This is a genomic window from Ohtaekwangia koreensis, from assembly GCF_900167975.1.
Lineage (GTDB): Bacteria > Bacteroidota > Bacteroidia > Cytophagales > Cyclobacteriaceae > Ohtaekwangia > Ohtaekwangia koreensis.
The window spans coordinates 1,611,828-1,626,481 of sequence record NZ_FUZU01000001.1 but is presented as its reverse complement, the minus strand read 5'-3'; the positions used below and the strand labels follow the sequence as shown (position 1 = coordinate 1,626,481).

The following is a 14,654-nucleotide window of genomic DNA, read 5'->3' as shown; positions in this document are numbered from 1 at the left end:
CCAGAGAGCGTCTTATACCAGCACCGCACTTTTATTTACCATCTATACGGGTTCTAACTTCTAATTTAAAAAGAGTAAATGGAGAATCCACAGTATATGAAAGAATACTTGATCAAGTCGATAAGTCGCATCGCATGAAAATTTATTATGAATCAGGTTTGGGCCGATCCAAAATTATATTCACATTGGTATAAACATAACTTATAGCACCCTCTTTATCGAAAAGGATTAGGAATATTAACCGATCTATATTCTTTTTGACATAGCGTTACTTGTATTTATAAAAATTTTCTGGATTATGATCATTGAAGGAACCTGGAAGGGTGAGTATGTTTATGACGAGTATTGCAAAGTTCCCTTTCAACAAGTCACTATACCTTTTACGGTAAGTATCAGGCAATCAGGAGTAATGGGAATGAGCGGTGGTTTCGAAGGAATCTGGCAGGACGAATCGGCCAAAAGCAACATCACTATAGCGGCTAATATTTATGGACTGGTAACTGACCAGGAACTCTTTTTTGTGAAGCTATATCCGAAGACATTCGGGTATGATGAACTTGGTAATTTCTTTGTAGGAGATGAACCACACCCTGAAATTTTTTATAAAGGTTTGCTTTGGAAGGATGATATACTACATGGCACCTGGAAGATCGGACGAACCTTTCGAAAGGTGAATGGCAGGCTATATGAAATATCTGATGGGTCCGGTCTTTGGTGGATTAAAAAGACATAACGTTGATCTCTATATATAGAGATCACCTCTATAAAATAACAAAGGAGCAGATGAAATTCACCTGCTCCTGAGTGTAACCCGCATTAAACATTATTTTCCTGTCAATTCAATTGTGCTTGTTTTCAATCCCGGTGATGAGATAGTGACTTTTACAGGTCCCGGCTTTATTGTCTGAACATACGCCAGCAACTTACCGTGAAATGCTTTTCGTTTATTTGATTTATAGTCTTCATGACTGGCCAGGTTGCCGCTTTCCAGTCCGATTAGTTTTCCCGGACCCTCGATTCTGATCTCAATTTCATTTTCTGCAGACGCTACCAGTATACCGGCCGGATCGATTACATCAATTTCAATATGCGCAACCTGATCGCCCGTTAAGATGGTCTTATCAGAGACTGTTTTTAGAGTGGTTGCTTCACCGGCTGTTTTTATAGTATATATACCTGCTTCCTTACCTTGCGTATATCCGCGCACAGTAAGTTCGCCTGGCCGATAAACTGTTTTCCATACTATAACTTTCTGATGCGCATCCTTCAGCAACTTGCGACCTAACGATTTCCCATTGAGAAATAATTCAGCCTCTTCCGTGTTGGTATAACAAAGTACATTAACAGAGTCTGCATTCGTCCATGTCCAATGAGATTCTGCCCAGCCTGCTCCTCTTCCTCTTCGTTCACCCGATATTTTAGATACCGCTAAATATACCGTTGGCTCTTTTGTCCAAAGGCTTTTGCGGTAGAAATACTCGGGCTTCGGAAATCCGGCAAGATCAACCAATCCTGCGCCGCTGCCACGGACAGGCCATACGCGCGCTTCGCCAATGAAATCTATACCGGTCCATAAATATTGTGCCGAAATGTGCTCGTTATCCTCCACAGCAGTCCAGGCGTCATACGACTTCCCGTTTTCACTTCCATAGATGATCCGCTTCGGATATTGCTTATGGTCATCGCTGTAGCGATACTCCTGGTAATTATAGCCTACTAAATCAAGCGCGTCCGGATAGGTAGTAAAGTTTGACATGACCACGCCAGCAAGCGCTGCGGTTACTGGTCGCGTTGTATCATATTGCTTCACCACTTGCACCAGGTGTGCTGCAATTTCTCCCATACGACTTGCAGGAGGATTTCCTGCCTGGTATCCTTTGCCGTATATCTGTGGGTTTCTACCTGTATTCAATACTTCATGTGTATAGGGATCATTCGGATAGTCGATCTCATTCCCTATACTCCACATAATTATACAGGTGCGATTCCGATTCCGTAAAATCATATCGCGCAAATCCTGATCGGCCCATTCTTTAAAATATTTGCTATACCCGTCTTTACCAGGCGTGCCTACATTCCAGCCTTTGATCCACTTGTTCTTTCCAATTTCCCATTCATCAAAAGCTTCATCCTGTACCAGTAACCCCAGTTGATCGCAAAGATCATAAAGATAATCCTGGTGAGGATTGTGACTCATGCGAATAGAATTACATCCCATAGCCTTCAAGGTTTTAAGTCTGCGCTCCCAAACGTCTTTCGGTACAGCAGAACCAAGAGCGCCTGCATCATCATGAATGCATAGTCCTTTTAGTTTTATATTCTGGTCATTCAGAAAAAATCCTTTATCTGCATCGAAGCGAAAATTTCTAAAGCCAACCTGCTCTGTCACTATATCTGTTTTTTTACTATTCACAAAGAGCGTAGTGCGGAGTTTATATAGCGCAGGATTTTCAACTGACCACAGCGATGGCTTGTTTACCATGAAGCTAAGTTTAGCTTCATTCGTTTTATCAGGAGCGGCTTGTGCTTTACTTTCTGCTTGTGCTACTACCTTACCATTGGCATCGATCAGTTCTGATACTACACGAACATCTGCTATACTCTTGCTGGTGTTCTTTATCCCTACCACTACATTTGCAGAAGCCGTTTCGGCAGATACTGTGGGCGTAGTAAACGCCACGCCCCACAACGGAATGTGTACCGGCTCTGTCGCTATAAGGTATACGTTCCTGTTAATGCCTGATCCGCTATACCAACGTGAGTCTGCAAAGTCCGTATGATCAACTTTAACCGATACCAGGTTGGTACCTCTTTGATTCAGGTACTTTGTAATGTCATAATAATACGAGGCATATCCATTCGGACGCTTGCCAAGGTAATGTTCATTAATCCAAACTTCGCTGTTCTTATATACTCCGTCAAAATACAGGTATATATTTTTACCAAGCTGATCAGTGCTAAGCGGAAATGTCTTCCTATACCATCCGATACCAGCAGGAAGATACCCGGTGCCACTCGCCCATTCATCGCTAAAAGGTCCTTCAATACTCCAGTCATGAGGAAGATCTAATGTTCTCCAGATATTGTCGCTGGTGGCCGCTTTTTCTCCTTGCGGAACATCACCTTTATGAAATTTCCAATTTGCGTTGAACAGGGTTGCACGGGAATCTTGCCCGTTTGTATTCAGAGAAAAAACACTATAAATAACCAGTACAGCAATGCATTTAAGTGTGATCTTTACAGACACTATATTCATGTGCATATTATCTATTTTATTTTTTATTACACTATACTTCTAATTCAGAGTCCCCACGAATGTTACAACGGACTTCTTGGGAATAACGATCACATCATCGCTGCTCACAACCGGGAGTGGTTTCAGGTCTTCACCATCTTTTCCAGAAGTAATATAGGGCTTAAAAGATGTTACTGCATTACTATCCAGCGCGATTTTTACGGAAGCATCGGTATTGCTATAATTGATGGCTACTGTAACAAGCCTACCTTTATCTTCTTGAAGGTACGATGATATCATCAACCCTTTCGTGTTATTGATGTCTGTGTCCGCTGAAGATATACCTACACGAACTGCTCCCGGGCGAATGAACCTGCTATAGTTTCCGAAGGCCCACAACAATTTGGAATCTTCGATCGCACCGTTGGCTTTATTCTTTTCGACATATACCAACCCGTCTTTGTAATCATACGCTGATAGTGAAGTCCACCAGTGCCAGGCAGACGCATTGGCAACGGTCAAGTCATGATGGATAAGCCGTGCTACATATAGTGCCGTAGTCATGCCCGTATCTTTGCCTCCACCGGGAATTTCCTCCTGATCTCCAAGAATACAATATTCGCTTTGCCAGAATTCCAACGGGACTGATGCCTGTTTTGTTTTTTCACTTACTGCTTTACGAACCTGCACCATGGTTTCCATTGGGGCCGATGTGAAATAACTATGTGCCGAGATAACTCTGTCTACATTTGGAAAATTACCAACATATCGTGGCGAGCTTTGTAAAAAAAAATCTTCGATTTGATTTCCACGTGTTGGTCTGTCTGCCAGTTCGTAGAGATAATTCATTTTAGCAGCTTCTGCCAGTTGTATTTTTGCAGAGAGGCCTTGTGCTGTAATAACAGAATCAAGCTTCTTCGTGATGGTATATACTTCTTCGTTTGTATAGGGGCTACCCTCCTGGTTGTTACCCGTCCAATCCCATTGTGGCTCGTTGAACGGGCTGAGGTAATTCAAAACTATACCTTGCTCCTGAAAATGTTTTACAACCGCTGCAAGAAAAACGGTATAGTCTACATAGTGTGATGGACTGATGTTGGCATGTTCTCCATCACTTGAAAAAGCTTTACCATTCCTGGTTAGTTGTACTGGAGGGCTATTCACAAAGCCAACAAACTGTGCCGTACCGCGTTGCTTTGCGGCTTGTAAAAACCATTGCTGACCAGCTTGTTTTGACCAGTCATACGTCATATCACTTTTGAGAAAACCTTCTGCTCTTCTCCATTCATCACTGATGTTATCTTGTGCCGCACTGCCAGCACCAATATTGAATCGCCACAATGAGAGGCCTATACCTTTCGGCTGACCGTTCGCATCATCCTCTGTACTAAACAACCAATCAGCAACCTGATTTCGTTTATCGTCAGGCCACTGCCCTATATATTGACAAGCCCATGCATCTGATCCTCCAAAATTGCGAATGGTTTGTTTCTTTTCTGTAACATGAATTGTTACCACGGGAGTCTCTTCGGTTACAACGGGTGCGCTGGAATCATTTCGGGAACAACTCCCCAAAATCATTACCGGCACGATCAGAAATAAATTCAAGCGCATAAATACTTTGCTTTAAATGTGTGACTACCGGTATAGACTTATACCTATAGATATACTAATTGATCTACCAGATCAACACAAAAACAAAAAAAATACAGGGAGCATGCGTATGTTCCCTGTATTCTTCTTATAACTTTTTAATAGTTGGGGCTTTGTTGAAGCTTATTTCCGGAAGACTGAATTTCAGCACGCGGAATTGGCAGCCAATAGTGCTTCTCTTCAAACTTACGTCCATCAAGAGCAACCTTTTTCTCGAATGTCAGGTTGCTTCCATCTTTAGTAATCGATATACCATACGCTGGTTCATTCTCTGTTTCCATAGCAATCATCCAACGGCGCACATCATAGAAGCGGTGTTCCTCGAAGGCAAGTTCCACCTGACGTTCTCTACGAATCGCTTCACGCATTTCAGTCTGTGAAAGTCCTGCAGGAAGGTCAGGCATATCAGCACGCTGACGGATCAGATTGATCGCATCATATACACTTGCATCCGGACCTGCTACTTCGTTTTGTGCTTCCGCATAGTTCAGCAAGATCTCTGCGTAACGTATATATATCCAAGGCTGGATACCAGCAACATCCCAAGGGTTGTCCATCGGCAGGTTCTCATCTACAAACTTACGCAGGTAGTATCCTGTCTTGGAAGCATTCCAGTTGTCCTTACCATCTTTGCTATCCTTGCCTCCAGGGAGGAAGGTTTCGATTTCACGACCTCTATATTCAGCACCGTTATATAGTATACTTGCATAGAAACGTGAATCACGATTTGCGTACGGATCAGCTACATGCGTTGTATTGCTCCAGTCAAATGGTACAGCAGTATCTTCATCTTCTTTTACTTCATAAGCGTCCACCAGGTTTTGCAGCGGGGAATTTCCAGCCCATCCACCGTAACCGTTCGGACCATTTGATATCTCCAGACATACGTGGCGTGCACCGACTACATATAGTCTTTCAAAAATAATTTCACTGCTAGACGAAGTATGAAACAATGACTCATAGTCAGCGTGCAATGTATATCCCATTCCCATAACTTCTTCTGCTGCATCTGCAGCCTGCTGCCATGTTCCGGCATTATACAGCGGACTGGCTGCATACAACAAGATGCGTGACTTTAGTGCCAGTGCCGCTCCTTTTGTAGCACGACCCAATAGCCAAGTGGATGTGTTGTTAGCTGACGGTAATGCTGCTGCTGCCTGATCTAATTCTGATACAATATAATTGATCCCTTCAGCAATAGATGATTTCTGGAAAAGCGCGTCAGCAGTAAGGTCATCGTTAAGTTCGGATACTGCATCGCCTACAAGCACCACAGAACCATAATTACGAACAAGGTCATGATAACGATACGCCCGGATGAATTTAAGTTCAGCGATCAATATAGCTTTACGCGCCTGGCTCATTTCGACTTCGGCAATATGAGTCAATGCGTAATTACATTCACGAATGCTACGATAACTTCTCGACCACAACGTACCGGCTATACCTGTATTCTCAGGTGCAAGCTGTCCGCGTTGTACTACCCATGTGTTATCATCATTATTATATATAGCTTCATCAGTAAGCGATGCCCATAGGGCATATTCAAACCCACGACCAAAACCAGGAGGAGTTCCCTCTGCTTCTTTATCCTGTAGACGTGTACCCATGTATCGGTTGATTACAAAATCTTCAAATAAAGAAGAATCTGAAGTAATAGCGTCGTCGGATATTCTGTCCGTTGCCTCTACATTCAGAAAATCATCATTGCAACCAGTCATTAAACCAGCAAGTCCAATTGTACCTGCGAGGATAATATATGTTAATTTAAATCTCATGATCTTCATTTTTTAAAACTGAATGTTTACACCCAAGTTGATAATGCGCTGCTGTGGATAGAATTGTCCACTTTCACTGCTTCCTTCAGGATCATAGTCTTTTACCTTGGTGATGGTAAACAGGTTGAATGCGTTTGCATATACCCGCACACCTGTCAGACTTAATTTAGAAATCAGCGCACTTGGCACATTATAGCCAATCGCTATATTCTTAAGACGCATGAATGATGCATCGTTCAGCCAGAAATTATTTTTATTAGAACCACCATTGATGGATGCTGAAGCACGTGTATCTACGCGCGGATAGCTACCATTTACATTTGAAGGGCTCCAACGATTATCTGCCCATGTGCTATAAAAGTTTCCAACCGTTCCAGATTCCGCCAATACATATTGACTCACGCGGGCTTGTCCGGCAAAGAGTATAGATATATCAAAGTTTTTCCAGCCTGCACTAACGTTAAGGCCATAGGTTAATTGAGGGATGTTACCGTATTTGGTCCTTACCTGATCATCGGCCGTGATTTTTCCATCGTTATTATAATCGTCATAGATCAGATCTCCGAGCTGTGCGTTCGCTAAATGTGGATGACTGTCAAGATCACCTGCTGTGCGAAATATACCTATAGCGTTATAGAGCAGGTAACTATTCAATGGACGTCCTGTCTGACGTTGGTAATCAAGGACAGAAGGCGCTTCATCAATAAACACAATCTCGCTTTTTGCATACGTCATGTTGGCTGAAAGCGCATACCAGAAATCACCCTGATGCTTATAGCCCACTGTTGTTTCAATACCACGGCTCTTAACTTTACCTATATTTTCAGAAGGCACGAGTGGATTGTAATTGGCGCTGTTGTCATTGTATGGATTAACAATTCCAGATATGCCCGGAATAGATGCATTGCGGACAGCTAATATATCAGAACGATCCTGCATGAAGTATATAAATTCAAGCGTAAAATTCCGCAGTACGGTAGCATTTAAACCTATATCAGTTTTTTTGGACACTTCCCACGTGATATTCTTATTGGCTAATTTTGTGAGATCTATACCAGGATGCTTATCGGTTCCTAAAACATATGTATTATTAAAGGAGTAATTATTAAAGTACTGGAATTGATTTACATTATCATTACCCAATTGACCATAAGATGCTCTGATCTTTAAATCATTGATAAATGAAACACTGTTCGCGAACCAATCTTCTTCTGAGATTCTCCATCCTGCAGATACTGCAGGAAAGTATCCATAGCGATTACCACTTGGGAACGTTGATGATCCATCAACACGCATTTGCACTTCTGCAAGATATTTTTCTTTATAGTTGTAGGCAATTCGGCCTATATAACTTCTGCGGGTATAATTATAGCTTGAACCTGTATTATCACGATCAGCGGCTGCTGATCCTCCTTGTGAAAGTTCAGGCGTTTCTATGGTTGGGAATCTTAACCGTGTTGCATTGAATGTTTCACGATGCGTTTGGCTTTGTTCATAAGCCACAAATGAATTGATATAATGATCACCAAACTGCTTTTCGTAATTCAGTTTTATGTTCTGGGTAATCATTGTATTATTCTCCTGCGATTCCGTAAGCTTCGCTGTACCTGATGATCCTCCGGAGATACTACGGGTATAGCTATCGTCTGCACTATTATAACTATACACTGCGTATGGCTTACTGAAGGCTTTTGAGAAATTCCAGGTTTTATCAACAGCATAAAATCCGTCAACCGAGAGTCCCTGAATTTTTGGTATAGCATAGCTAGCTCTTAAAATCCCGTTGAATACATTGGTTGGATTGACGTTTGTACCACCAATATCAGTTGCCATCAATACAGGGTTATTACCCTCAACACCTCTCGATGGAAAACCATTCGGATAGCGTGCAGCAACTGTTGGATAGGCGCGGTATATCGAGCGGAAAATATCTCCAGCACCACTTATCGGATACTTACGATCTTCCTGACGACCAGCAAGCGAAAGTGTAATTTTAAAATCTTTAGTAACATTCGCATCGATGTTCGAGCGGAAGCTATACTGATTGTATTTTGTAGCTCCGTTCTTATAGAGCCCGTCCTGGTATATTTTACCAAGCGACACAAAATACTTTACATCCGAAGATCCACCATTGATGGATAGATTGTGCTGATTCTGCAATGCTACTTTCTTCAGCGTTTCATCCGCCCAGTTTGTATTGGGATAATTGATCGGATCTGAACCATCACGGAATCTCTGAATCTCTGCTTCTGAATAATGCTGATTCATACCACCCGCTTTGTTATTATAGTAGTCAATCTCGTTTTGTATAGTAGCATACGTAGCGGCATCTGCCATATCAGGCAAACGTGTTGGTGAAGAAAAGCCTTGGTTAAAGCTATAGTTTACTGTGGGCTTACCACTTTTACCACGCTTCGTTGTAACAAGGATAACACCGTTTGCAGCACGACTTCCGTATACTGCAGCCGAAGCATCTTTCAGTATAGATACACTTTCAATGTCATTGGGGTTTAAACGTTCGAGACCTCCCAACTGTCCAGGTATACCATCAATTACGACAAGTACATCGTTGTTACCAGTTGTTGCTAAACCACGAATGTTATAGCTACTGCCATCATACCCAGGCTCGCCACCACGGTTGCTGGCTATAACACCGGAGAAGCGTCCGGCCAGTGAGTTGGATACGTTCGTCTGAGGACTCTTTACTATATCTTCTCCTTTTATCTGCGATACAGAACCCGTAAGCGTTTCTTTTTTCTGCTCACCGTATCCTACCACAACTATTTCAGAGAGTGTAGCGATATCAGAAACCAATGCTACGTCTATGTTCGTTTGCGTTCCGACTACAGCTTCCTGCGATGTATACCCTATAAATGAGAACACGAGGATTGAATTCTGATCAGGAGCCTTAATTGAGAATTCACCATTAGCATCCGTTGTGGTGCCAATGGAAGTTCCTTTTACAATCACGTTGACACCCGGCAAAGCGGAGGCATCATCCTGTGATGTGATCTTGCCCTTTACAGTAATGTCTGACTGGGCAAACAGTGGAATCGAAGCGTGCAGGCATCCGAGCATTATCATCATGACGATGAACGGAGCCGTAATTTTTCTTGGTAAATGTTTAATGATCATAATTTCGGTTTTGTTAGGACTTGAATTTGCCGCGAAGGCGGAGGATTGACGGGGACGCTTAACCTGAATTGAGAATCGCTTTCATGCCATTTAAGTTTAGGGTCGAATACTAGTGGTACTGGCGCACCGAAGTGGTGCAAACCTTTGCATAAAGGTGGTCGAAATCGATTGTTAGAATGAGGGGGAAACTTATACTTCGTGAGGGGTGGATGGCTTTTCTGAGTTAAAACATCGTTTTCGGAGCCATTTCGAAGAATAAAACACGGGAATATTCACCCTCCACGAATTGTTCGCGATGAGGGGGGTAGATGTCAATCAGTCTTGTCGTTGTTTTTTAGCAATTCCGAGGGTGCATAACCGAATTCTTTCACAAAACACTGGCGGAAATATTTCAAATCCGAGAACCCAACCATGTAGACAACCTCAAAGACTTTATACTTTTTGGACTTCAATAACTGCGCAGCTTCCTGCATCCGCAACGACCTTAGGTATTCAACCGGTGAAAGCCCTGTAAGCATTTTGACTTTCTTATATAATAAAGAGCGGCTCATGTTGAGCGATTCGCAAAGCTCATTTACATTAAAGTCGGGGTGGTCGAGGTTAGCTTTAAAAATATCGTAAATGGAATGGAGGAATTTTTCATCTGGCGAATGAGATTCCGGGGCCGTTATCGTTGTGTTGGCACTGAACAAGTTCCGGTAAAAACGTTTCAGATTTTCGCGCGACTGTAACAGGTTGTTCATGGTTAGCGCGAGCATCTCGGGGCTAAACGGTTTCGTGATGTATGCGTCAGCACCAATTTCAATTCCTTCTTTATGATGTGTGAGTGATGTCTTTGCGGTTAGTAAAATGATGGGTATATGGCTGGTACGAATATTACTTTTCAACTCCTTGCAAAAATCTATACCATTCATTTCAGGCATCATGATATCGCTAATAATTAGATCAACATGATGCTCGGCTGTAAGCGCTAATCCTTCCTTACCATGATTTGCTTCAAGTACTCTATAATTCTTCTCAAAATATTCTTTCAGGAACATCCGGATGTCTTCATCATCCTCCACAATCAACAAACTGCGTTGTCCTTTTCTTCCTGTAGTATCATCCTCTCCATCTTCCGTTACTAGGTCAGCAATATGAGCACCTCTTGCTCCGCTCCCATTCAACAGGAACGTATCTTCACTCGTATCAATGATAATCTCATTGGGTTTAAAGTGATCCTTCCCCAATGGAATTTTAATACTGAACGTTGAACCACTTCCTTCTGTGCTTTCAACAAAGATATCACCCTTGTGCAGGTGCACCAGTTTCTTTGCGAGCGCAAGGCCAATGCCCGAACTCATCGGGCCGGAGCTATCTCCTTTATAAAACCAGTCAAATATACTCCCAAGTTGTTTCCTGGGTATACCTATACCGTTGTCTTTAATCTTAATGGAGACTTTGCCTTGCGGCGATTTTTCAGAGACCTGTTTGTGAATTGAAATCGTGATCTCGTTTCCCTTCCCTATATATTTAAAAGAATTAGAAATTATATTATTCAACACCATCTCCAATTTTTCCTTATCAAACCATACCAATAGTGATGCTTCTTCAGGATGGAAATTGAATACTATATTTTTACGAATGGCAAGCTCTTTAAACGTGATATAGATCTCCTCTACAAAGGTCACGATATCATCTTCCTTAACCTTTAACACAATGTTTCCGCTTTCTATCTTGCGATAATCCAGCAGCTTATTGATCAGACTTAGCAATTTATGCGCATTGCGATTTACCATTTTTAATTTCCGGCCCGTTGGCGTATAACTGCCTTCGCGGGAAACCATTTCCTCCAATGGTCCAATCATTAACGTAAGAGGTGTACGGAATTCATGCGAGATCTCCGTGAAGAAACTAAGTTTCTCCTGTACCAATTGGCGCTCACGCTTACGTTGTGCTTTCTCAATTTTCAGACGCTTGCGTAATGTCGCTTGCTTCCGCCTCACAGCTACTACGGCCAAACATAATCCACCGACCACCAGCACATATAAAAAATATGCGAAAGGTGTCCGCCAAAATGGTGGCAGGATTGTAATGGCTATACTTGCATATTCATCACTCCAGATGTTATCTTCATTCGAAGCCTTTACTTTAAATGTATACTTACCCGGCTCCAGGTAACGATATGTAGCAGAACGCTGGTTCCCTACATAGTTCCAATCACGATCGAGTCCATCCAGTTTATAGGCATATTTATTTTTTTCAGGATAGCTATAGTTTAATCCAACGAAATCAAAAGTGAACACAGATTGCCGATGTGTCAGTGTAATTTTTTTTGTTTGGCTTATGACCTGATTTAATTCAAAATCATTTTCATTCTTGCTGTTTACTTCAACCGGTTTATTAAAGAGTTGAAACCCGGAGATCATTACTTTCGGTTTCTTTAAATGTTCGATGACCTGATCGGGGTAAAAAACATTCAGTGCCGTTGTTCCGCCAAAGCACATATACCCTGCTATATCATTATACAAGGCTGAGCCCGGATTATATTGACCATCCTGCAAACCATCATTCACATCGTAGTTATAAAATTGTCCTTTAACAGATTCATACTTGGAGATACCCTTGTTGGTACTGACCCACAAATTATCAGAGTTGTCTATTAAGATGGCGTAGATCGTATTATTAGCAAGGCCATCTTTATCGCTGTATCGCTTTATACTCTTTGCGACAGGATCATAATATACCAGCCCTCCTCCTCCTGTACCAATCCATACTTTACCTTTTCGATCAATGCTCAAAGCAAAGACAACGTTGCTCTTGAGCTGTTCATCTTTCTCTGACGTATGGAAGTACCGTTCTGATTTTTTTGAAGCCGGATCAAAATAATGAAGGCCGTCACCATAGCAACCAATCCACAGACTTCCCGATTTATCTTCGGCAATTGCACGAATGTCACCATCTCGTAATATACCTTGTGCTCCTGGTATACTCTTGTATGTGTGACTGGCTTCGTCCAGCAAACATAATCCACCGCGATTGGTACCCACCCACAGGTTATGCTTCGAATCTTCAAAAATGACACGTACATCATTACCTCCTGCTAAAGACTGATCTCCGGAATAACGGTAATTGATAAACGTATCGCTGTGTGTATCATATTTGAAAATCCCCTGCGAATATGTACCAAACCATAAATTATCGTCATGATCACGAAGGGCGCTGAGTATAGCATTGTCCGTGAGGCTTCCTTTTTTATTATCGGCTTTATAGTGTTTTACAACTTCGCCTGTTACACGCGATTTATATATACCATCGCCATCTGTGCCAAGCCATAAGTTACCATCCTGATCATAACACATGCCGTAATACTGTACAAAGCTTAACGATGCGTTTGTATATTGTTTGGTTTGAATCTTAAAGAATTTCTCTTTAACACTGCTGATCATATATATACCATCACCAAAAGTTCCGATCCAGAGGTTCTTATCCTTATCTTCATATAAGGAAAGTATAGTTCGTTTGGAAATGTTATAGTCGTCCAGAGTTTCGATGTGATTAAAAATTACATCATCAAGAGAGTGACTGTTCAGCTGGCGAAGATCGAGGGAATATAGTCCTCCTCCCTGTACACCGATCCACAGGTTTTCATGACTGTCGGCAAGCAATGTAAATATACTCTTACCGGCTATACCGAAACGTTTTGCGTTGAAGGTGTAGAACCGATTCTCTTGCCGTTTATATAGTACCAGACCGTTGGCTGTACCGATCCATAGGTTACCAGCCAGGTCTTCGGCAAAGCAACGAATATTGAGTGATGGGAGAAGTTTTTTATCCGAAAGATTTTCGTGCTTCTTAACAATGGTCCCTTTGCTTACCTTAAAAACATCTATACCTCTGTTTTGTGTGCCAACCCAAAGCAATCCAAATTTGTCTTCATGTAACGTAAGGGTTTGTGTGCTGCTCAACTCACGAAGTGTACGATCAGTATAGGGTGTAAATATTTTTGTCTCCTTATTAAAGGAAGCGAAGCCCGCACCATACCAAGCGATCCATAGGTTTTTGGCGCTTCCTTCCGCAATGAAGCTCACATCATTATTAGGGTCATTACTTCCTGCAGGAAAAGAATGTTTGTATAGTGGAAATTGTTCCTTTAGCTGATCGAACTGATGCAGACCCTTTCGGGATGAAACCCAAAACGATCCTTCGGAATCTTTGAATACACTCTGAATAAAATTATCAGCAAGTCCTCTACTATTATCCGGATCGTACTTAAAAACTTTAAATGAATAACCATCAAAACGATTCAATCCATCTTCGGTGGCAAACCACATTAGCCCTTGATCGTCTTGTGTTATACTATTGACAACACCTTGGGAGAGTCCGTCTTTAATACTGTATCGTTTGATACGGCTTTTAGGTTCCTGCTGCGCAACGGCCGTGGTAGCAAATAACAACGTGAGCCCTATCAGGGATTGTAAAAAAATGCGTGGAAGTTGTAGTTTCTTGGAATCCGGATCCATTGTCCCCTGAAGTTAACGTAATCTCAAATCAATGTTGTTTAACCTTCTCAATCCAGTCTGTTACAACAAAAATGTGAGTCTTTTAACAGAAAGAAGTTTTAACACACGACAAGAGCTCAAATAACCGTAACGCGACATGCTTTACATGGGGGGATTTGTGTAAACCGTAGGGGGCAATTGAAGATTAAATCGTTTTCGGTCCGGAATATTTACAAGAAAGCGTTCCGTGTAGCATGGAATTCTGAATTACTTAAGTGTCTACAGCCTTGTCCGTTGATATCTGAGCAATAATTTTTATGCAAACGATTTAACCCCTACTAATTCCGCATATATCCCCGTTTAAGATGAATT

The 14,654-nt window shown here is 41.9% G+C and carries 6 protein-coding genes; 1 reads left to right on the top strand and 5 read right to left on the bottom strand.

Going from position 1 to position 14,654, the window contains the following annotated elements:
• Window positions 1-298 precede the first annotated feature (298 nt).
• Window positions 299-733: a hypothetical protein gene (locus B5Y40_RS06965; protein ID WP_079685956.1), complete on the top strand. Its 435-nt coding sequence runs from the start codon at window positions 299-301 to the stop codon at window positions 731-733.
• 90 nt (window positions 734-823) lie between these two features.
• On the opposite strand, the gene B5Y40_RS06960 is transcribed toward B5Y40_RS06965, so the two are convergent.
• The 5 genes from B5Y40_RS06960 to B5Y40_RS06940 all read right to left on the bottom strand — a co-directional run bounded on the left by B5Y40_RS06960 (window position 824) and on the right by B5Y40_RS06940 (window position 14,303).
• Complete coding sequence (locus tag B5Y40_RS06960) at window positions 824-3,256, bottom strand: glycoside hydrolase family 2 TIM barrel-domain containing protein (protein WP_079685955.1); 2,433 nt, start codon at window positions 3,254-3,256, stop codon at window positions 824-826.
• A 39-nt stretch (window positions 3,257-3,295) separates the two neighbouring features.
• Window positions 3,296-4,849, bottom strand: a complete 1,554-nt coding sequence (locus B5Y40_RS06955) for a glycoside hydrolase (RefSeq protein ID WP_079685954.1) — start codon at window positions 4,847-4,849, stop codon at window positions 3,296-3,298.
• Window positions 4,850-4,986: 137 nt separating this feature from the next.
• Window positions 4,987-6,666 carry a RagB/SusD family nutrient uptake outer membrane protein gene (locus B5Y40_RS06950; protein ID WP_245840487.1) on the bottom strand — a complete coding sequence of 560 codons (1,680 nt, stop codon included), beginning with the start codon at window positions 6,664-6,666 and terminating at the stop codon, window positions 4,987-4,989.
• A 12-nt stretch (window positions 6,667-6,678) separates the two neighbouring features.
• Window positions 6,679-9,801 (bottom strand): SusC/RagA family TonB-linked outer membrane protein, encoded by a 3,123-nt coding sequence (locus B5Y40_RS06945; RefSeq protein WP_079685952.1) that lies wholly within the window; start codon window positions 9,799-9,801, stop codon window positions 6,679-6,681.
• Window positions 9,802-10,112: 311 nt separating this feature from the next.
• Entirely contained in the window at window positions 10,113-14,303 is a 4,191-nt protein-coding gene (locus B5Y40_RS06940; protein ID WP_079685951.1) for a hybrid sensor histidine kinase/response regulator transcription factor, read from the bottom strand.
• Window positions 14,304-14,654: the final 351 nt, after the last annotated feature.